The organism is Caballeronia sp. INML1 (assembly GCF_023631085.1).
Classification (GTDB): domain Bacteria; phylum Pseudomonadota; class Gammaproteobacteria; order Burkholderiales; family Burkholderiaceae; genus Caballeronia; species Caballeronia turbans.
Genome location: NZ_JALQDT010000087.1, coordinates 67,860 through 88,214 on the forward strand (window position 1 = coordinate 67,860; position 20,355 = coordinate 88,214).

Here is a 20,355-nt window from a genome sequence, read left to right on the forward strand (position 1 = left end):
GGCATCGGCATGCACAACTTCATCGCACTCATTCCGCGCTTCATCGAAGCAATGGGCATCACGCTCGAAGTGAGCGTGCTTGCGGCGCTCATCGGCATCGTCGCGGGCTTCGCGCTCAACGCGATGCGTCTCGCGCTCGGCCGTCCGTTCGCGCTCGCTTATGGCGCGTTCGTGTGGCTGGTGCGCGGCACGCCTTATCTGTCTCAACTCGTGATCGTCTATTTCGGGCTGCCAGTCATCGGCATTACCTTGTCGGCCGTGCAAGCCACGATTCTTTCGCTCGCGTTCTACTCGAGCGCTTACTTTGCAGAACTGTTTCGCGCTGCCTGGGCGTGCGTTCCGCGCGGCCAGCTCGAAGCCGCAGCCGCATTCGGCGTGAGCCGGCGCGACGCCTTTCGCTCCATCGAGTTGCCGCAGGCGCTCGCGTTCGCCGCGCCGCTGATCGCGAACCAGACCATTCTCGTCATTAAGGAGAGCGCGGTCGCGTCGATCATCACCGTGCCCGAATTGACGATGACGGCAAGCGATATCGTCGCATCGAGCTACACGTATATCGGTCCGTATGCGCTGCTGATCGCATGTTACTGGCTGCTCACGCAAGCCGTGTCGCTGATCGCGCAGGCGGCCACTTCCCGCATTTCGTTTCTGAAGAAGACATCATGAGCGACCTTCCCATTCTCAAGCTGCAAGCCGTCGGCAAGTCGTACGGGGAGAACCGCGTGCTCAAAGGCATCGACCTCGATGTCATGCGCGGCGAGATTGTCACGCTGATCGGGCCGTCCGGTTCGGGCAAGACCACTGCGCTGCGCTGCATGAACTTTCTCGAGGCCTACGACGAAGGCGAAGTGTGGATCAAAGGCCAGTTGCTGGGCTATCGATCGAAAGGACGCACGGCGAAGGACCGTGACAGCGAAGCCAGCATTGCCGACGTGCGCCGTCCCATTGCGATGGTCTTTCAGCAATTCAACCTCTGGCCGCACATGAGCGCGCTGGACAACGTCGCGACGCCGCTCGTGCTCGCCAAGAAGATGAGCAGGCGTGACGCGCGCGAGAGGGCGCAGGCCGCCCTCAGGCGCGTGGGCCTCGAACACAAGGCCGATGCCTATCCCGCGCGACTGAGCGGCGGACAGCAACAGCGCGTGGGCATCGCGCGGGCGCTGGCCATCGAACCCGAAGTGATCCTGCTCGATGAGCCTACGTCCGCACTCGATCCCGAACTCGTCGAGGAAGTGCTCAACGTGATCCGTTCGCTCGCGCAGGATGGCATGACGATGGTGATGGTCACGCACGAAATGAGCTTCGCCGCCAAGATCTCCGACAAGGTTGTGTTCATGGAGGCGGGAAAAATCGTTGAAGCCGGACCGCCCGCGCAACTGTTCGGCAATACGCGCACGCCGCGTTTGCAGCAATTCCTCAAACCGTGGCTCGAACGCAGCCTTGCGATTGCAGGCGAAGGAGCGACGTCGTGATCGCAAGACAAATAGCGGACGCCGTGAACCAAGACCGTCTCCTCGAATCGATCGATACGCTCGCCACTTTCGGTGCACGCGACGACGGCGGCGTGGACCGGCCCGCGCTCGGCGAACGCGATATCGAAGCGCGGCGCTTTCTGATCGAGCGTGCGCGCGCCCTCGGATGCGGCGTGCACGTCGACGCCTGCGCGAATCTGTTCTTCCGGCGCGAAGGCGATGCAGCACTTGCGCCGGTGATGACCGGCAGCCACATCGACACGCAGCCGACCGGCGGCAAGCTCGACGGCTGTTACGGCGTGCTCGCGGGCTTCGAAGTGCTCGCCGCAATGAACGATGCGAACGTGCGCACGCGCCGCCCGCTCGAAGTCGCGATCTGGACCAACGAGGAAGGCACGCGCTTCTCTCCGGGCGCGATGGGATCGAGCGCGTTCGTTGAGCCGTCGCGTATGGCGCGTTATGCGGACGTGCGGGATTCCGAAGGCATGACCTTGAGCGCGGCGCTGGACCATCACCGAAGCGCGTTTCCCGGATTGCCCCAACGCGCCCAGCATGAAGTCGCACATGCTTTTGTCGAACTTCACATCGAACAGGGCCCGCAACTCGAAGACGCCGATGTGCCGCTTGCCGTCGTCAGCGGCATTCAGGGCGTGCGCTGGTACGCGCTTCACGTGCAAGGCAGCGCAGCCCATGCAGGCACCACGCCGATGCCGCTGCGCCGCGACGCGATGACGCTCGCCATTGCGCTGCGTCAGGAGCTCGATGCCATCGCGCACGAACTCGGCCGCGCCGATACGCGCGTCACTTTCGGCCGCTGGAGCATCGAGCCGAACTCGATCAACACGATCCCGTCGGCGGTGAGCTTCACCATCGACTTCCGTCATCCGGAAGCGAGCGTGCTGGCCGCGTTCGACGAGCACGCGCACGCCATCGTGCAACGTCATGGCGCGCGCATCGAAGCATTGTTCACGCATGCGCCCGTCGCTTTCGATGCGTCTGTATTGTCGTGCATCGACGGAGCGTGCCGCGCACTCGATGCCCGCGCGCTGCATCTGACCTCGGGCGCGTTCCACGACGCGATGTATCTCGCGACGCATTGCCCGAGCGGGATGATCTTTGTGCCGAGCATCGACGGCATCAGCCACAACCCCGCCGAAGCAACGGACGCCGGACATCTCGCGCTCGGCGCACGCGTGCTCGCCCATTGCCTCACCACACTCTGCAACGACTAAAGGAGCCCATATGAACGCCCCCGCAACCACCCTCGCAAGCGCCGAAGACAACGGCCAGGAAAACGGCGTGAACGCCACGCTGAACGAACCGATTTCGCCGGACGGGACGCCTGAAATCGGCAGGACGTACACGGTGCCCGCGCGTTGCGGCCGCGCGGTGCGCGTGAAGGCGGGCCAGACCATCCGCATCGCGAATCCGCACGGCACTCAAGTGTGCGATACGTGGATCTTCAACGCGCAACATCTGAACGAATTCCTGTCGTTCGAACATACGCGCGCGTTCATCGACAAGATCATTCCGCAGCCGGGCGATCCGCTCGTGACCAACCAGCGACGCCCGATCGCAGAACTGGTCGCAGATACTTCGCCCGGCGTGCACGATACGCTGATCGCCGCGTGCGATCTGTATCGCTATCGCAATCTCGGTGTCGAGCATTATCACGACAACTGCGCGGACAATTTGCGGCTTGCGCTGAAGGCTATCGGTCTGCGCACGAAAGAAGTGCCCCAGCCGTTCAATCTGTGGATGAACATTCCAGTCAAGCCGGACTATTCGATCGACTGGCTGCCGCCCGTGTCGAAGTCCGGCGATTACGTGGATATCAAGGCCGCGATGGACTGCGTCGTGGTCATGTCGGCGTGCCCGCAGGATATCATTCCGATCAACGCGCTCAACCCGCTCGAAGTCGAGTTCACGGTGCTCCCGTAAGCGCGCCCTTCTCCTTTCGATGGTGTTCATTCGTGGCCAGCAAACGACCTTCCTCACCTGCAGCGCGTACTTCTCCTAAAGCCGACGCCGCGCCGGCCTCCGCCGCCGATGGCCTCGGCACGCGTCTGCGTCATGCGCGCATGGTGCGGCAGATGACGCTCAAGGTGCTCGCGGGAGCGGCGGGTTGCTCGGAAAGTCTTCTGTCGAAGGTCGAAGGCGGCCACGCGACGCCATCGCTCGCCACGCTGCACAAGCTCGCCATTGCGCTCGACACCAACATCGCGGCGCTGCTGTCCGCGCCGGCCCTCACGGCTTCGCCCGTTCAGCGCGCGAGCGAGCGGCCCTCGGTGCGCTTTCCGGGCACGCGAGCCGCTCCGGCGGCCGACAAACGCAGACGTGCCGAGGGCTCCATCCTGCTCGAACGACTCGTCGTGCCGAGTCCGGGCCAGTTGCTTCAGGGCGATATCCACGTTCTCGAACCGCTCGCGCGCAGCGACGAGCAGATTCATCACGTCGGCGAAGAGTTGGGTTATGTGCTCGAAGGCGAACTGGAACTCACGCTCGGCGATCAGAGCTATTCGCTCAAGGCGGGCGATTCGTTCTATTTTCCGAGCACCGAGCCGCACAGCTATCGAAATCCGGGCGATACGGTCGCGCGCATTCTGTGGGTCAACACGCCACCCACGTTCTGATCACTGAACTCCTATCATGGCCAGCACCGATCTTTCGCAGATGCAGTTGCCGCGCTTCGCGGGCATTCCCACTTTCATGCGCGTGCCGTTCGAGCGCGATCTCGCGGCGCTCGATATCGCGCTGGCGGGCGTGCCCTTCGATGGCGGCGTCACCGCGCGTCCGGGCGCGCGCTTTGGCCCGCGGGAAATCCGCAATATGTCGACGATGATGCGCGCCATCCATCACGTCACGCGCTTCAATCCGTTCGAAGCGTGCCGCGTGGCCGATATCGGCGATGTGCCCTTCGAGCATCTGTACGATCTCGAAGCCGCGCACGCCGATATCCGCCGCTTTTTCGAACCCGTGTTCCGTGCTGGAAAAATGGCGCTGATCGCGGGCGGCGATCACTCGATTACCTATCCGGTCTTCCAGGCCATCGCGCCGAAGCAACCGCTCGCGCTCGTGCATATCGATGCGCACACCGACACCTGGGACGCGTTCAAAGGCTCAAAGTTTACGCACGGCGCACCGTTCAGACGTGCGGTCGAAGCGGGTTTGCTCGATCCCACGCGTACTATTCAGATCGGCATACGCGGCGCGCAGAATACCGACGAAGGCTGGCGTTATTCTCTGGATCACGGCATGCGCGTGGTGTTCATCGAAGAGTTCGAGGAACGCGGGCCGGCGGCGATTGTAGAAGAAGCGCGACGGGTGGTGGGCGATGCGCCCGTCTATCTTTCGCTCGATGTCGATGGTCTCGATCCCGTCTTCACACCCGGCACCGGCACGCCGGAAATTGGTGGGCTGACGACGCGCGAAACGCTCGCGCTTTTGCGTGGGCTCGACGGGCTGAACTGGGTCGGCGGTGATGTGGTGGAAGTGTCGCCGCCGTATGATCCGAGCGGCAACACCGCGCTTGTCGCCGCAACCATGATGTACGAGATACTGTGTCTGTTCGCGGCACGTCAGGCGCGATCGAGCCGACGCTAGCACAGCTTCTGCTCGGAAGTTTAGAGAGCGGGTCGGACCGTTGGCGGCGTAGGTTCTGTACATTGGCTCATCAACAATGCCGTGCTCCTGTATCGAATCGAGTGAGCGGCTGGACCCCACGGGTAGCGTCGGTCTACCGGACTTCGTTTTGCTTTGCATGTCCCGGCGCCGCTTTTTCGGTACGAGTAACTCACGTAACGATTCCCACGTAATCGTGAACAGTTCAGCACGCGCTCGTCGAACGCAATTTTGGCTCGATCAATCTCTTTCGGCATCTTGACAGCCTGTAGCCTCGCCAGGCGGACAAGGATAGAGTTTAGGCTCCGTCGCATTCTCCACATTTCAGCAAGGCGCGTCAGGACATGGTTTCAAAGATCATTTGGGTCCTATTGCCGCTTTCGATGTATGCACTGTATGTCACCGTGTCGACGTGGCGCGGACGGACACCGTCGCGTCAGGCGCTCAATGTGCAAACCAGCCTGCTGTTGATCGCCTACCTGTTGACGACGGCAAGTCTCGGTGTGTTCTGGGTGGCCAATCAGCAGTTGCCGGTGTTCGACTGGCACTACCTGTTTGGCTACTGCACGCTGCTGCTTGTCTCCGTGCACCTGGTTTTCAATCTGCCGGCCGTGTTCCGCTGGCTGCGGCTCGCACCGTCCCAGCCAGCGCAGCAGTCCACCCGCGGTGGCAGGCACGGCCCGGTCGCGGTCGGCAAGGCGCTGACCGTCCTCGCCGCTCTCGGCATGGCGTTCTTCCTCGGCACGCGTCACGGCGCCAGCGAAGTCGCCGTCCGCTGGACCAACGCCTCCGAAGCCGGATCTGGACCAGTCGACGCCGTGGCCCGTTATCACGAATTCTCGTCCGAGTCGCGCAGCCGCGTGTTCCAGCGCGCGCCGGGGGTCGAATGGGGTGCACCGCCGCCCGCTTTCAAGCGCTACCCCGACGTGCCGCACATCGCCCTCGCGCGCGACAGGACCCACGAGCGCGGCCTGAGCGACGCGCTGCGCGCGCCCTCGTCGCGCGAACGGAGCCTGAGCGTTGCCGAGTTGGGCGAGATGCTATACCTCTCGGCCGGCATCACGGCGCGGCGCGGCGGCCTGGCGTTGCGCGCCTCTCCATCTTCCGGCGCGCTGTTTCCCAGCGAGCTCTATGTCCTGGCACACAAGGTCGAGGGCTTGCCGGCCGGGCTTTATCACTACGACCCGGAGCACGATCGGCTCGACGCGCTGGGCGCGGCTCCGCTCGCACTCGGCGCGCCTCAGGCAGACGGCGCCGACGCGGTCGTGGTGCTGACTGCGGTGTTCCGCCGCACCGGCTACAAGTACCGTGACCGGGCCTACCGCTATGCGGTTGCGGACGCTGGCCACTTGCTCGAGAATCTGCGGCTCGCGGGGCATCAGGCAGGAATGCGCGCGACGCTCGTCGCGCGCTTTGACGAGATGCTGGCCGCCAAAACCATCGGTGTTGATGGCCTCGAGGAAGGCGTGCTCGCCGTCATGGATCTGCGGCCCGCACCCAGCGCCGTGGACTCCACCGGCGAAGCTTTGCGCGCGCGCTTCGCAGCGCCGCCGGTTCCCTCCGGCCTGACAATCGGGGTGACGGGCATGGTGCACCGGGCCACGTCGCTGCAGCTATTGCCCGACGAGGCGGGCGCCGGGCATATCGCGCTACCGGCGCCTGAGCCCGCCGCCGCAGGCGTGACCGACACGATAGTCCAGCGGCGGAGCCAGCGGCGCTTCCTCGACGATGCGGTGCCGCTCGCGACGATGTCATCGATGCTGGCCGACATGGCGCTGCCGCCCCAGCTATCGGGCGCCATCCGTATCAATCTGGTCGTCAATCGTGTCGAAGGGCTTCGGCCGGGCGTGTATCGCTACCTGCCTCAGCACGCGCTGGTACGGGTGCGCGACAACGATTCCGCCGCTGCGGCTCAGGCGGCCGCATTGTCGCAGGACGTGATCGGCAACGCCGCCGTCGTGCTGGTGCTTTCCGCCGATCGCGCGCACATGCTGGCGGAAGGTGCGCGTGGTTATCGCCATGCCTTTATCGAGGCGGGGATGCTGGGCGAGCGCTGGCTGCTAGGCGCGGTCGCGCGCGGCTTGGCCGCCTGCCCGGTGGGCGGGTTTTACGACGACGAAGCGGCGGCCCTGATCGATGTCGATGGGCAAAGGGAATGGGTGTTGCACTTCGCGGCGCTCGGCGTGTCGACGGGAACGTAGAAGGCTCGCGCATGCTGACGGACGCGCTCGGGCCCACGCGCAGGTGCGCGAAGCGCGTCTCGAGGGTATGACAGGAACCGCTCACACGCGCTGGGCGACACACGGGGCGCACTCCCCGACATGCGAGGCACGCCGAAAAGCGCTTCATAGGTGACCAGCGAACGACGCCATTGAAGCCCCGCCCGAGCCGGAGCGTTGTGTCATTGTCGTGGACGAAGCGCTGCCGCCCGGCAAAGCCTCGAACGCCGCCGCAGTGGTGGCGTTCACGCTGGGCCAGCGCACAGCCATCTCGACCATTCCGTCAAAACCTTTCGAGCGGATGCACTGTGTCCCTGGTAGCCCGACGATCGTCGTCGAGTGAGTCTCATTCGATGATCGCGGCCGCGAATTCAACAACGGGCGCAAGGGATCTTGAAATGACGAATATCTTGGAGCTTCACGGTGCTCCGTCCGGCAACTGCATCCGCGCAGTGATCGTTCTGGAAGAAGCCGATTTGCTCTACACGATTCGATTCGTCGATCTCGCGACTCACGAGCAGAAGCAATCCGCACATCTGGCGCTGAACCCGGCGACAAAAGCACCTGTTTTGGTCGAGCAGACACAGGACGAAGCACCGTTCGTCGCAACCCGGTCAAGCTCGATCGTCTGCTACGGTGGAAAAGCGGCCGGTCGCCTGCTACCGGAAGATCATCGAATTCGCGCGTCGTTGACGACGACGAGTCATTCGGTCGATTTCGACGATGACCAACCTGATCGTGAAACCGATGAAAAGCGTTGCATCGGTTGGTGAAAGGCCTGGCCCGCAGCGCACGGCCATGCGCCATCACATCCGAAAGCGGTCACGCGTCGTCACGTAGTCGCTCGCGCCGAAGCGTCCCACCGGAAAGTAATGCTCCAGGCGGACGCGCCATGTATCGATATCGATGAGTTCGTCACGCGCATGAAGCATCAGCACGCGTCCGATGAAGATGTGGCGGCTCGCCGTTTCGAGCGTCTCCCATAACGCGCACTCGAACGCGACGGGCGCCTCGGCGATGCGCGGCGGCCTCACGCGCGTCGAGGCAAGCGTGCTCAAGCCCACCTGTTCGAGCTCGGAGACATCCGGGGCGAAGCGTTCGCCGCAGCGATGCATCTGCTGCGCGATGGCTTCATCGGCGAGATGCACGACGAACTCCTTTTCGCGCGGGACATTCACCGCGGTGTCCTTCAACGTCCCGTCCGCCAGCCGGTTGATGCTGATCATGACGATGGGCGGCTCTTCGCCCAGCATATTAAACATGGAGAACGGCGCGGCATTCACGGTGCCGTCCGCGCCGAGCGTCGTGACGAGCGATATGGGCCTCGGCACGATCAGACTCGCCATTAGCTGGTAACGCTGGTACTCGGTAATTGCTTCGAAATCGATTTCCATGTCACTCCACTGCGGTTCGTTGCGCGGGATCGATGCCGAGCAGATGCGCGAGTCCGTTTGCGCCCGGCATGCGCGATGTCTCGATGCGCGCCTCCAGGCTGCGCAGATGCGCCATCATGTGCGCGATCGCGCCCGCGGCATCGCGCGCTTCGAGGTGATCGAGGATGGCGGTGTGCTCGTCGTGCTCGCACGGCGCGTTGCCGGCCGGCTCGTAAGCGCCGACGATCAACGAGCAGCGTGAGATCAGTTCGCTGAGATAGTGTTCGAGGATCGCATTGCCCGCAAGCGTCGCAATACGCAGATGAAAAGCGCTCGCAAGCCGCGCCCACGATGGCTGATCGAAGCGATGCATCGCCTCGTGTTCCTCGTCGAGTTGTCCGCGCAACGCGGCGATATCGGCGGCGCTCGCGCGCTCCGCCGCGAGTTCGACGAGCGCACGCTCGACCGAACGCCGCGCCTCGAAAATCGCGCGCGTCTCCTCGCGGGTCGGCTGCGCGATCACCGCGCCCCTGTTCGGACGCAGCACGACGATGCCGTCGTATGCGAGCTTTTCCAGCGCGCGCCGCACCGCCGCGCGGCCCACGCCGAACAGCGCGCATAACTCGGGCTCGGGCAGTTTCGTGCCAGGCGCGAGCCTGCGATTGAGCACGCCTTCGAAAATCGACCGATAGACGCGCGCGTCCGCGCTCTCCTTCCCGCTCTTCATGCGGCCTGCGCCGGCATGGGCACGGCTTCTTCGACATGACGCGCGACCGCCCCGGGCGTCGCGAGCCAGATGTCCTCGCGCGCCGCTGCGATATGCGCCAGCGCACGCCGCAAATGCCGCAACCGGTACGGCTGCCCGACGATATACGGATGCAGCGCGATGCCCATCACGAGCGCCTGCGGCGTGCGCGCGCGCAGCGTCTGCTCGAGCATCTCGTCGAACTGGTCGATGATCATATCCGCGAAGTCGCGCATGTCCATGTGACGCGCCATGATCATCGGCAGGTCGTTCAGCTCCTGCGGATACGGAATCGACCACAGCGGGCCGCCGCGCGTGTTCATGCGTACGGGCCGGTCGTCGTGACACCAGTTGAGCGTGTAACGGAAACCCGTCTCGGCGAGCAGGTCCGGCGTGCGATGCGATTCGGAGATCCACGGCGAGAGCCATCCCGAAGGCGCTGCGCCGGAGCATTCGAGCATGCGTGCGCGGCAGTGCGAGAGCAGCGCGCGTTCGCCGTCTTCGTCGAGATCGCTCTGGCGCTGCGCGTTCGTGTGACCGTGCGCGATGAGTTCGTCGCCACGCGCGGCGCATGCTTCGACGAGCGCGGGACAGTGATCATAAAGCGACGTATTGATGAGCGTGCCCGCGGGCAGGTCGAGCGCATCGAACAGTTCGATGCAGCGCCACGCGCCCACACGATTGCCATACTCGCGCCAGCTGTAATTGAGCACATCGGGCTGCGGCGACAACGGCCCGAGCGCAGCGCCCAGCCCCTCGCCGAACGCGAAGTGTTCGAGGTTGAAGCCGAGATAGACCGCGAGGCCCGCGCCGTTCGGCCAGCGATATCCATCGCTTTCGTGGATCGGCCGATAGTCGAAGCGTCCATGCGTCTTCAACGGAGCGAAGTCGTTCATTGTCGAGTGTGATGAACCGGTTTGGTTATGTCGTGCCCCATAGCGGACCTGATCCGCACCTCGATCGCACACGCCAGGCGTCTGCAGATGCTGACGATCGGGGTCCGTGATCGTGTGCAATATGCGCGCCAATTCGTCGACACCTGCTGTCAGCGTATGTGGCAGCGTTCTGGTCGTGCGGCTCGACCGTGCGCCCGCGCACGAATGGCATATGTCTTGCAATGGCTTGCCCGCTGTATTCCATCAGCGTCTTCAACAGGACAAGCCTTCATGGTTCAACCGGCATCCACGGTGGTTCGCGCGAGCCCGGCCGATATCGAGCTCGTGCATGTTTCGAAGCGCTATGGCGATGCGCTCGCCGTCGACGCCATCGACCTGCGCATTCCCGGCGGAGCGTATTGCTGTCTGCTCGGGCCGTCCGGCTGCGGCAAGACGTCGACGCTGCGCATGATCGCGGGCCACGAATGGGTCTCCGAAGGCGATGTGCTGATCGGCGGGCGCAATGTCACGCGCGAGCAGCCGGTCGCGCGCGGCACGGCCATGGTGTTTCAGAGCTATGCGCTCTTCCCGCATCTCTCGGCGCTCGACAACGTCGCTTTCAGCCTCAAGGTGCGCGGCGTCGCGAAGGAAGCCCGCAGGAAGCGCGCGGGCGAACTGCTGGAACTCGTCGCGATGTCGGCCTACGCGAGCCGCAAGCCTGCGCAACTCTCGGGCGGACAGCAGCAGCGCGTTGCGCTTGCGCGAGCGCTCCTCAACGAGCCGCGCTGCCTGCTGCTCGACGAGCCGCTGTCCGCGCTCGATCCCTTCCTGCGCGTGCAGATGCGCGCCGAACTCAAGCGCTGGCAGAAGGAACTCGGCATCACCTTCGTGCACGTCACGCATTCGCAGGAGGAAGCGATGGCGCTCGCGGATCTCGTCGTCGTGATGAGTCACGGTCATATCGAGCAGAGCGGCACGCCTTTCGACGTATTCAACCGGCCGCGCACGGAATTCGTCGCGCGCTTTCTGGGCGGTCATAACGTGCTCGCCTCGAGCGGGCGGCTCTTCACGGTGCGCGCGGATCATCTGCGCATCGCGCCGCAGGGCGTCGCGCCCGGCACGAGCGCGGGCAACAGCGGTCTTCTGCGCATCGGCGGGCTCGCGTGCACGGTGCGCGAAGCGGAGTATCAGGGCACGCATCTGCGCATGACGCTCGATCCGCTCGACGGCTCTCCCGAGCTCGTCTCGATGATCAGCGACGCCGACTACGACGCGCAACGCGCCGGCCCCGGCGCGCGCGTGACGGTGTGGTGGGACGAGCAGAACGCGCATCCGCTCGCCGCGTGAACTCAGGCATTCACAACTTTAAATTCGAGGAACGTCCATGAACGACGAACAAGCCAGCGCACGCGAAGCAGACACCAAGAACGCAGGCATTTCACGCCGCACGTTCATCAAGGGCGCGGTGGCGGCGGCGGGCATCGCCGGGTTTCCGTATGTGCACGCGCAGGAGAAGATCACATTGCGCTATCTCGGCACCGCGGTGAACCAGAGCGCGGAGATCGCGAAGAAGTTCAAGGAAGATACGGGCATAGAGATTCAATACATTCCCGTCACGACCGACGACGTGACCAAGCGCATCATCACGCAACCCAATTCGTTCGATATCGTCGACACCGAATACTTCTCGCTCAAGAAGCTGATTCCCGCCGGTACGCTCGCGGGCATGGATGCGAAGCGCATCAAGCTCGCCGACAAGATCACGCCCGTATTGACCAAGGGCGAGGTGAACGGCAAGAAGATCGGCGATCAGGGCACCGCGCCGAAGAAGGTGATGTTCCTCAAGGGCGCGCGCTCGACCGAGTTCAGCGCGACGCCCACCGAATGGATGACGCTCATCCCCACGACGTACAACGCGGACACGCTCGGCATCCGCCCGGATCTGATCTCGCGGCCCGTGACGACATGGGCCGACCTGCTCGACCCGCAGTTCAAGGGGAAGGCCGCGCTGCTCAACATTCCGGCCATCGGCATCATGGATGCGGCCATGGCGATCGAGGCGACGGGTCACGTCAAGTACGGCGACAAGGGCAACATGACGAAGGCGGAGATCGACCAGACCATCAAGGTGCTGATCGAAGCAAAGCGCGCGGGACAGTTCCGCGCGTTCTGGCGCGACTTCAACGAGAGCGTGAATCTGATGGCGTCGGGCGAAGTGGTGATCCAGTCGATGTGGTCGCCCGCCGTCACCAAGGTCCGCACGATGGGCATCGCGTGCAAGTTCCAGCCGCTCAAGGAAGGCTATCGCTCGTGGGCCTCGGGCTTCGGCTTTCCCCGTTCGCTGCAGGGCAAGAAACTCGATGCCGCGTATGAATTCGTCAACTGGTTCCAGGACGGCTGGGCGGGCGCGTATCTGATGCGCCAGGGTTACTACCCCGGCGTGACCGAAACGGCCAAGTCGCACATGCAGGCCTACGAGTGGGACTACTGGATGGAAGGCAAGCCCGCGGCGCAAGACATCAAGGCACCCGACGGCCAGTTGCTGGAGAAGGCCGGCACCGTGCGCGACGGCGGCTCGTACAGCCAGCGCATGGGCGCGATCGCCTGCTGGAACGCGGTGATGGACGAGAACATCTACATGGTCCAGAAATGGAACGAGTTCATCGCCGCATAAGGGAGCGCCGCTCACGATGGCTTCAGTCGAATATCTCGAGCAGGCGAAACAGACGCCGGTGCGTCACCGGCGCGTGAGCGCGTGGCTGCAGGCGACGCCCCTCACGCTGACCTTCCTGCTGTTCTTCATCGTGCCGCTTGTGATCACGCTGATCGTGAGCTTCTGGGACTTCAACGAATATCAGATCATCCCGGCCTTCACCCTGAAGAACTACGCGGCGATATTCGACGGCTGCGGTTCGTCCACGGACGTGTGCGTGACCTTCAAGACGTACTGGTCGACACTCAGGTTCTGCGCGATCGTGTGGGCGGTGACGCTCGTGCTCGGCTTCGCGCTCGCGTACTTCCTCGCCTTTCACGTGCGCACGACCGCGATGCAGACCGTGCTGTTCCTCGTCTGCACCATTCCGTTCTGGACCTCGAACGTGATCCGCATGATCTCGTGGATTCCGCTTCTCGGGCGCAACGGACTCGTAAATCAGGCACTGATGTCGGCGCATCTCGTCGACCGGCCGATCGAATGGCTGCTGTACTCGAACTTCTCGGTCGTGCTCGCGTTCGTGCATCTCTACACGTTCTTCATGATTGTGCCGATCTTCAACGCGATGATACGCATCGACCGTGCTCTGCTCGAAGCGGCGCGCGACGCCGGCGCGAGCGGCTGGCAGGTCATCCGCGAGGTGGTGCTGCCGCTATCGAAGACGGGCATCGTGATCGGCTCGATCTTCGTCGTCACGATCGTGATGGGCGACTTCCTCACCGTGGGCGTGATGGGCGGACAGCAGATCGCCTCGGTCGGCAAGATCATCCAGGTGCAGACCGGCTACCTGCAGTTCCCCGCCGCGGCGGCCAACGCGATCATCCTGCTTGCCGTCGTGCTGATGATCGTGTGGGCGCTCACGCGCGTCGTCGATATCAGAAAGGAGCTGTGACATGGCGGGTGCAATCGCGCATCGGGAACATCGGCCCGCGAGCTTCTACTGGCTCTCGCTCCTCTTCGGGCTATTCGTGCTGTTCCTGTACGGGCCGGTCATCACGATCTTCATTCTGTCCTTCCAGGGTCCTGAAGGCGGTCTCACCTTCCCGATGCGCGGCGTGTCGCTGCACTGGTTCGCGGCGTTGCGCGACGGCGTCGGAGATATCGACATCTGGGCCGCGTTCGGACGCTCCGTGAAGCTCGCGCTCGCAGTAACGGTGCTGACCGTGCTGTTCTCACTGAGCGCGGGCCTTGCGTTCAGGCGGCGCTTTCGCGGCGATACCGCGGTGTTCTATGTCTCCGTGGCGAGCCTCATCATGCCGTCGATCATCGTATCGCTCGGCATCGGCCTCACCTTTCGCCTGCTCGATACGCTCATCAAATATCTGGCGAACGAATGGGGCTTCCAGTCGTTCGCGGATGGCTGGGCCACGTCGATGGGTCTCTTCACCTCGGCGCTCGGTGCGCATCTCACGTGGACGCTGCCGTTCGGCCTGCTCGTGATGTTCGCCGTGTTCAACCGTTTCAATCCCGCATACGAGGAAGCGGCGCGCGATCTCGGCGCTTCGCCGTGGCAGTCGTTCAAACACGTGGTGCTGCCGATCATCGGGCCTTCCGTGATCGGTGTCGGCATGTTCGGCTTCACGCTGTCGTGGGATGAAATAGCGCGAACCTCGCAGGCGATAGGCGACCAGAACACGCTGCCGCTCGAATTGCAGGGCTTGACGACATCCGTGACGACGCCCGTCATCTACGCGCTCGGCACGGTGACGACGCTGATGTCGCTTGCGGTGATGGTCGGCGGCCTGTTGATCGTGAGATCGATTGCAAAGCGCCGAAAGCTCGTCAACTGAAGGGCCTACGTCAGTTCGAGCACCCGCTCTCCCGCCACAAACGCGCTTCGGCCCGAACGCCTTCTGCGCGGCGAGCACGCCGTCGAGTCCGAATCCATCCAGCCCTTGTCCGTCTTCGAGCCGGGAATGAGCACGCCGACACGCATCGCGCCATCGGCGACGTACGCATCGGAGAGAAGGTTGCAAGCTCAACCTTGCAGCTCGCGATACTGCTCGCCCGCTCGAATATCTGCGCAAGACCAGCCGAGCGTCAGGGATTGTTTTTACTTTTCGTCACTAGGCGATTCTATGCATATAAGCCGGCAGGTCTGGATCGGGCAGCACAGCAAGCACTTTCAATCGCTGCCGCGTGCGTGTTTCGCCGTTCCTGAGGTGCGCCGCAAGCGCTTCGGACGCTGCGTCGAACTTTCCTTGCAACAACAGTTCAATGACCGTCCGGTGCTCGGTTAGCGTGCCCATTTCGGGATGCAAGCGGAACGCGTCATAGAAGGCGTGATTGACGATCAACGGCATGTGCGCATGGCTGATCGTCGCGAGCAGTTTGCGGTTCGATGCGCCCGCGAGAAACGTGTCGTGCAGCGTGGTTTCGAGGTGATGCAGCGCCGCGGCATGAACAGAGTCCGGATCGTCGATGGCGCGTTCGATATCGCGCAACGCCGCTTCGAGCTTCTCGCGCGGCAGCGTCGGACCGCTGGCGCCCAACGCGGCCGGTTCGAGCAGCACACGCAGTTCGTAATCCTGCCGCACGGCGCGCGCGGTGAGCGGTCCGCACAGCCAGTGCGAATACGCTGACTTTTCGACGAGTCCCCGATCGCGCAGACGGTTGAGCACTTCGCGCACAGTGCCGCGGCTCACGCCGAACGCTTCGGCCGCATGGCTCTCGTCGATGCGGAAATGCCCGAACACGATGCCCAACGAGATGGCGGCTTCGAGCGAGTCGTAGATGCGCTCGGCGTTGGTCGGAATATCGAGCGGCTCGGGCGGACGGTCGAAGCCCAGCGTTTCTTCGGAGATGGGCGCACGCAGCGGTTCCGGCGCGCTGCCGTCCGCACGCGCGACGAGATAGCCGCGCCCTTCGAAGGTGATGAGCAAGCCGCCCGCGTGCAGCATCTCGAACGCCTTTCGCACCGGCACGCGGCTCGTGCCGAAAATTCGTGCGACCGGCCCTTCCAGCAGCACGAGTCCCGGCGCGATATTGCCAAGTGCAATCGCCGATTTCAGTTGATCGTGAATCACGCGGTAACGAAGACGGCTGTCGGCTTCGGGCGAGACATCGGTCGAGCCGATGTCGGGCAGCCGGCGCGTTGCCGCGTCGGGTCGTGAAGATCGGGTGGCGCCTGCGCGTCTTGTCATCGTCGAACGAACTTCGCCTTCAGGACCGCATGAATTCGGTCCAGCGGCGCACGAGGTAGTTGTGCTCATCCATCACCGAATCCCAGACCGCGATTCGGCTCATGCGCGCGAGGTAGCTGCCGCCGTCCCGCATCTGACCCACGGGCACCAGATGCTTGCTGGTGGGGCCGGGAAGGTCGGCGCTCGCGCGGGCACCATCGTACCAGTAGGACCATTCGGCGGCGTCCATGTGCGCGCGCGAGCGTTCCGGATTGGAGATGTAGAAGCCCTGCCGCGCCACCGTCGCGCCTGCCCAACCTTCCTGCCACCAGTTCAGATAATCGTACGCGGCATCCAGCACACGGCCATGCGCGAGCCGCGATATGCCGATACCCCCAAACCACGCGCGATAACCCTCGCGCGGCCGAGCCAGCCGGAACTTCAAGCCCGCGCGCTCCAGTTCGATGGTCGCCGGCGACCAGATGCTTTGGATCGCCACCTTGTTCGCGATCATCAGTTGCGCGGCTTCGGCGAAACTCGACCAGAAGCCCGCGAAGTGCCCTCGCCGCTTGTAGTCTTTGAGAATGGCGATCAGCCCGTCGATTTCCTCGATATCCAGATTGCCGATGTCGTCGAAGCGCATGAGCCCGCTCGCTTCGACAGCCAGCGCCGCATCGATCGCGCCGATGGCGGCATCCGCCTGCAATGCGACGCGTCCTGACAACTCTGGCGCGAGTAACCACGCCCAGCTCTCGTCCGTTTCGGTGAGGGAGGCAGGCATGGCGTCTTCGAGATAAACGAAGCTGTCCGCGTTGTGCGTGAGGGGCAGCATGCTGATGCGCTCGCTCGCCTCGCGTCCGAGCGATCCGTCCGGCTGCACGTACAGCCGGTCGGCGGGCGCGCAGCCGGCGTTCGTGGCTTGATGTGCGGGATCCATCTGCCCCGTGCGCGGCAGGGCGTTGACTTCATTCCAGCGCCGGATGCGCGCCAGTTCGATGGGTTGCAGCGCGTGCGTCGGCCACACGCAGTCGAGGCTGTGGAACCACTGGTCGTAAAGCTCGTAGCGGTCGGGATGCATCGCGCCGTCGCGCTGTACCGCGCCGCCATCCTGCACGATAAAACGCAGCCGGATGCCGAGATCCTGCTCCGCGCGTTTGCGGATGTGCTCCTGCAGCGTCACGGTCGTGCCGAGCACCCGCAACTCGACTTTGGACGGATGCACGGCAGGCGCGGACGGACTTGGACGGACGGGTTTCAATCGACGGTTTCGGCTGTTCGGAGATGCCGGCACAGACGCCGGTAGGAATCGGCCACGGTCTCGCGCGTGAGACCCTGCGCGATGAAAACGAGCCGCGAACGACGCGCGCCTTCATCGGGCCACGCATCGAGATGCAAAACGGGGTGCACGAGATGATGCACGGCATGCACGACGACCGGTTGTGCCACACCGGTCAAGGCGAGTATGCCCTTGACGCGCAGAATGTTATCACCGTGGCGGTTGAGCAGCAGCGTGAGCCAGAGCGTGAACACGGGCCAGTCGAGCGGTGCATCGAACTCGATGCAGAAAGCGTTGAGCGCCTCCAGGCCTTCGCGGTGCCCGGGCATTGCGTTCAGTCGCGCGAGCGGGTTTTCGACCTCGCCGCGCGCGTCGTGCTCGCGCATGCCGGCGCGCCGCACGAAATCGGCGAAGTCGTGCGCGTTCGCCGCTTCGTCCAGGACGATCGATGCATCGGCGTCGTTCGTTCGCCATGCGATCCGCGCTGCCGGATTCAGTTGCGCAAGAGTCTTTTCGAGCACGCAAGCATCGCCCGCGAGATCCGCCTTGCTGATGACGATACGATCCGCCGCCGTGACCTGTGCGAGCCATTCCGGATGCCGCATGCGTTGCTGCCCCGCGTTCACGGCATCGACGACCGTGACGATCGCGGCAATCGAATAATGGCTCGACACGATACGGTCGCCCAGAAGCGTCGCGACGATCGGCGCGGGCGTCGCCAATCCCGTCGTTTCCAGTACGACGCGCGAGAACGGCGGCACTTCACCACGCGCGCGGCGCGAGAACAGCGCGGCGAGCGCATCCTTCAGTTCGCCGCGAATGGCGCAACAGACGCAGCCGTTGTCCAGTAATACGGTCTGCGCATCCACTTCGCCGATCAGCAGATGGTCCAGCCCGACCTCGCCGAATTCGTTGACGAGCACGGCGGTGTCGCGCGCGGCCTCGCCCTTCAGGACATCGGCGAGCAAGGTTGATTTACCGCTGCCCAGAAAGCCCGTCACGATGGTCACCGGAATCACGTCGTAGGCGAGGCTCATGCGTGCGCCTCCTCAGCGTCCTCAGCGTCGTCATCGTCGTCATCGTCGTCATCGAACAGGGTCAAAGGATCGAGCGGACGCCCGAGCATGCCTTCCGCCGCCTTCCACACCTGCATGAAGTCCTCGACGATGACCTGCGCGCCCGTCGGCGACGACAGCACGAACGACTGTCCGTGAAAATCCACGAGCTTCAGCCGGAAGCCTTCCAGCACACGGTTCGCATGCGCGACCTGCACGTACCGCTGCTGCCGCGCGCTCGCGCCTTCGCCCGCCGCCACCGTGTTCGACCAGTGGCGCCCGCCGCCGAGCAAACCGCACATACCGCACATTTCGCTGACTCCTTTCTTCAGGGCATGACATCGCCGGAATTGGGGCCGAGTGTCTGGCCGACGAACAGGTTGCCGCCGGGATCGGACGCGAGCAGCACGGCCGTCGGCGCGACTTCCTCCGCGCGGCCGAAGCGCCGCAACGGCAATTCCTTCGATTTCGCTTCCTTCCACGCTGCGCTGATGCCATCCACGAGCGGCGTCTCGATAGGACCCGGCGCAATCGCGTTCACGAGCACATTGTCGGGCGCGGCTTCGAGCGCGAGCGACTTGGTGAAGCCGATCACGCCCGCCTTCGCCGCCGAATAATGCGTGAGTTCCGCGCCGCCCTTGATGCCGAGCTGCGACGCCACGTTGATGATGCGCCCCCAGCGTTGCGCCGTCATCGACGGCAACGCGCGCCGCGAGCACAGGAACACGCTGCGCAGATCGACGCGCAGCATGTCGTCCCACATCCGCGTGGTGAGGTCGGTGCAGCGCGCCTGCGTCAGCATGCCCGCGTTGTTGACGAGAATGTCGATGCCGCCATACGCCGCAATGCAACGATCGACGATGCCGTGCGCGCCCGCTTCATCGCCCACATCGGCGATGACGGTGTCTACCTGCGCGCCGCTCGCGCGGCACAGGTCGGCGTGCGCGGCGAGACGCGCTTCGTTGAGGTCCGCGAGCACGAGGCGCGCGCCCGACTGCGCGTACGCCAGCGCAATCGCCGCGCCGATGCCGCTTGCCGCGCCGGTGACGACGGCGCGGCGGCGATCGAGTGAAAATGCCGATGCCATATCGTTGAGCGTCCTGTATGCGATGAATCAGCCTGGCCAGCGCACGGTCAGCCCGCCGTCCGCGATGATCGACTGGCCCGTGATGTACGACGCCTCCTCGCTCGTGAGATAGCGAATCAGCGAAGCGATTTCCTGCGGCCTGCCCACGCGCCCGAGCGGAATGCCCTTCGCGGCTTCGCGCAATCCGTCGGGTCCGAGCGAGTTCACGGCATCGAGCGATTGCGGCGTTTCGATGAGCCCCGGGATCACCGCGTTGCAACGGATGTTGCGGGGCGCAAGTTCCATCGCGATCGCGCGGCACAGGCCGGGCACGCCGGCCTTCGCCGCCGAATAGTGCGTGTGGTTCTCCCATCCGTACACGCCGCCCGCGATCGACGACACCGCCACCATCGCGCCGCCGTCCGGCATGTGACGCGCCGCCGCGCGGAAAGTGCGCATCACGCCGGACAGATCGACATCGAGCATCTGATGCCATTGCGCGTCACTCATCTCCGTCAGCGGCGACGCGCGCAGCAGCCCCGCATTCGCCACCGCGTAATCGATGCGCCCGAAGCGCTCCATCGCCGCGTTCGCGAAGGCTTCGACCTGCCCGGCCTGCGTGACGTCGACCGCATGCATCAGGCACTCGCCTCGCGCTTGCTCGACGGCATGCGCGGTGGCCTGCGGATCGTGCGGATCGCCGGGGAAATAACCGCCCGCGACCGCCACGCCGATCTGCGCGTACGCCACCGCCAGCGCCTGCCCGATACCGCTCGCCGCACCCGTAATCAAAGCTACTCTCACAGCATTCCTCCAGTCGG

22 protein-coding genes are annotated in these 20,355 nt (G+C 64.3%); 13 read left to right on the plus strand and 9 right to left on the minus strand.

The features are described from left to right. The first annotated feature begins 9 nt into the window (after positions 1–9). The 9 genes from NCR38_RS33630 (at position 10) to NCR38_RS33670 (ending at position 8,082) form a co-directional block, all read left to right on the plus strand. Complete coding sequence (locus NCR38_RS33630; RefSeq protein WP_061117009.1) at positions 10–663, plus strand: amino acid ABC transporter permease; 654 nt, start codon at positions 10–12, stop codon at positions 661–663. Next, positions 660–1,469 carry an amino acid ABC transporter ATP-binding protein gene (locus NCR38_RS33635; RefSeq protein ID WP_061117010.1) on the plus strand — a complete coding sequence of 270 codons (810 nt, stop codon included), beginning with the start codon at positions 660–662 and terminating at the stop codon, positions 1,467–1,469. Before NCR38_RS33630 ends, NCR38_RS33635 begins: the two co-directional genes overlap by 4 nt. Continuing rightward, a complete protein-coding gene (locus NCR38_RS33640) occupies positions 1,466–2,701 on the plus strand; it encodes a M20 family metallo-hydrolase (RefSeq protein ID WP_061117011.1) in 1,236 nt (411 codons plus the stop codon). Before NCR38_RS33635 ends, NCR38_RS33640 begins: the two co-directional genes overlap by 4 nt. Before the next feature lie 10 nt (positions 2,702–2,711). Continuing rightward, the gene (locus NCR38_RS33645; protein WP_061117012.1) at positions 2,712–3,410 is read left to right on the plus strand and encodes a DUF1989 domain-containing protein; all 699 of its coding nucleotides are present in this window, start codon (positions 2,712–2,714) and stop codon (positions 3,408–3,410) included. Positions 3,411–3,550: 140 nt separating this feature from the next. After that, positions 3,551–4,102 (plus strand): cupin domain-containing protein, encoded by a 552-nt coding sequence (locus NCR38_RS33650; protein ID WP_061117013.1) that lies wholly within the window; start codon positions 3,551–3,553, stop codon positions 4,100–4,102. Positions 4,103–4,118: 16 nt separating this feature from the next. Continuing rightward, positions 4,119–5,072 carry an agmatinase gene (speB, locus tag NCR38_RS33655; protein WP_250478515.1) on the plus strand — a complete coding sequence of 318 codons (954 nt, stop codon included), beginning with the start codon at positions 4,119–4,121 and terminating at the stop codon, positions 5,070–5,072. Between the two features lie 362 nt (positions 5,073–5,434). Then, positions 5,435–7,291, plus strand: a complete 1,857-nt coding sequence (locus NCR38_RS33660; protein ID WP_250478516.1) for a SagB/ThcOx family dehydrogenase — start codon at positions 5,435–5,437, stop codon at positions 7,289–7,291. A gap of 202 nt (positions 7,292–7,493) precedes the next feature. Next, a complete protein-coding gene (locus NCR38_RS33665) occupies positions 7,494–7,652 on the plus strand; it encodes a hypothetical protein (RefSeq protein ID WP_311394693.1) in 159 nt (52 codons plus the stop codon). Between the two features lie 55 nt (positions 7,653–7,707). After that, on the plus strand, positions 7,708–8,082 hold the full coding sequence (locus NCR38_RS33670; protein WP_061117016.1) for a glutathione S-transferase family protein: 375 nt from the start codon (positions 7,708–7,710) through the stop codon (positions 8,080–8,082). A gap of 33 nt (positions 8,083–8,115) precedes the next feature. Here the strand turns inward: NCR38_RS33670 and NCR38_RS33675 are convergent, their stop codons facing one another. Genes NCR38_RS33675 through NCR38_RS33685 form a run of 3 tightly spaced genes read right to left on the minus strand, consistent with a single transcriptional unit; the run spans position 8,116 to position 10,323 of the window. Then, positions 8,116–8,703 carry a flavin reductase family protein gene (locus tag NCR38_RS33675; protein ID WP_061117017.1) on the minus strand — a complete coding sequence of 196 codons (588 nt, stop codon included), beginning with the start codon at positions 8,701–8,703 and terminating at the stop codon, positions 8,116–8,118. A gap of 1 nt (position 8,704) precedes the next feature. Next, complete coding sequence (locus tag NCR38_RS33680; RefSeq protein WP_061117018.1) at positions 8,705–9,409, minus strand: GntR family transcriptional regulator; 705 nt, start codon at positions 9,407–9,409, stop codon at positions 8,705–8,707. Further along, complete coding sequence (locus NCR38_RS33685) at positions 9,406–10,323, minus strand: polysaccharide deacetylase family protein (protein ID WP_061117019.1); 918 nt, start codon at positions 10,321–10,323, stop codon at positions 9,406–9,408. The genes NCR38_RS33680 and NCR38_RS33685 overlap by 4 nt, the downstream gene beginning before the upstream one ends. A 270-nt stretch (positions 10,324–10,593) precedes the next feature. Here NCR38_RS33685 and NCR38_RS33690 point away from each other — a divergent pair, with 270 nt between their 5' ends. From NCR38_RS33690 to NCR38_RS33705, 4 genes are read left to right on the plus strand one after another with little or no spacing between them, the layout of a single operon-like run. Beyond that, complete coding sequence (locus NCR38_RS33690) at positions 10,594–11,649, plus strand: ABC transporter ATP-binding protein (RefSeq protein WP_061117020.1); 1,056 nt, start codon at positions 10,594–10,596, stop codon at positions 11,647–11,649. Between the two features lie 37 nt (positions 11,650–11,686). Further along, complete coding sequence (locus NCR38_RS33695; RefSeq protein ID WP_061117021.1) at positions 11,687–12,976, plus strand: PotD/PotF family extracellular solute-binding protein; 1,290 nt, start codon at positions 11,687–11,689, stop codon at positions 12,974–12,976. Between the two features lie 16 nt (positions 12,977–12,992). After that, positions 12,993–13,907: an ABC transporter permease gene (locus NCR38_RS33700; protein WP_061117022.1), complete on the plus strand. Its 915-nt coding sequence runs from the start codon at positions 12,993–12,995 to the stop codon at positions 13,905–13,907. 1 nt (position 13,908) lies between these two features. Continuing rightward, positions 13,909–14,805 carry an ABC transporter permease gene (locus NCR38_RS33705; protein WP_061117023.1) on the plus strand — a complete coding sequence of 299 codons (897 nt, stop codon included), beginning with the start codon at positions 13,909–13,911 and terminating at the stop codon, positions 14,803–14,805. 276 nt (positions 14,806–15,081) lie between these two features. Here NCR38_RS33705 and NCR38_RS33710 read toward each other — a convergent pair whose 3' ends face one another. Genes NCR38_RS33710 through NCR38_RS33735 form a run of 6 tightly spaced genes read right to left on the minus strand, consistent with a single transcriptional unit; the run spans position 15,082 to position 20,338 of the window. Beyond that, positions 15,082–16,158 carry a GntR family transcriptional regulator gene (locus tag NCR38_RS33710; RefSeq protein WP_250478518.1) on the minus strand — a complete coding sequence of 359 codons (1,077 nt, stop codon included), beginning with the start codon at positions 16,156–16,158 and terminating at the stop codon, positions 15,082–15,084. Positions 16,159–16,177: 19 nt separating this feature from the next. Next, positions 16,178–17,359, minus strand: coding sequence for a PotD/PotF family extracellular solute-binding protein (locus NCR38_RS33715; RefSeq protein ID WP_061117024.1), 1,182 nt, complete (start codon positions 17,357–17,359; stop codon positions 16,178–16,180). Positions 17,360–17,391: 32 nt separating this feature from the next. Further along, a complete protein-coding gene (locus NCR38_RS33720) occupies positions 17,392–18,450 on the minus strand; it encodes a GTP-binding protein (protein ID WP_061117025.1) in 1,059 nt (352 codons plus the stop codon). After that, positions 18,447–18,779: a hypothetical protein gene (locus tag NCR38_RS33725; protein ID WP_061117026.1), complete on the minus strand. Its 333-nt coding sequence runs from the start codon at positions 18,777–18,779 to the stop codon at positions 18,447–18,449. The genes NCR38_RS33720 and NCR38_RS33725 overlap by 4 nt, the downstream gene beginning before the upstream one ends. A gap of 17 nt (positions 18,780–18,796) precedes the next feature. Beyond that, the gene (locus NCR38_RS33730; RefSeq protein WP_061117027.1) at positions 18,797–19,555 is read right to left on the minus strand and encodes an SDR family NAD(P)-dependent oxidoreductase; all 759 of its coding nucleotides are present in this window, start codon (positions 19,553–19,555) and stop codon (positions 18,797–18,799) included. A 27-nt stretch (positions 19,556–19,582) separates the two neighbouring features. Next, a complete protein-coding gene (locus NCR38_RS33735; protein ID WP_061117028.1) occupies positions 19,583–20,338 on the minus strand; it encodes an SDR family NAD(P)-dependent oxidoreductase in 756 nt (251 codons plus the stop codon). Positions 20,339–20,355 lie beyond the last annotated feature (17 nt).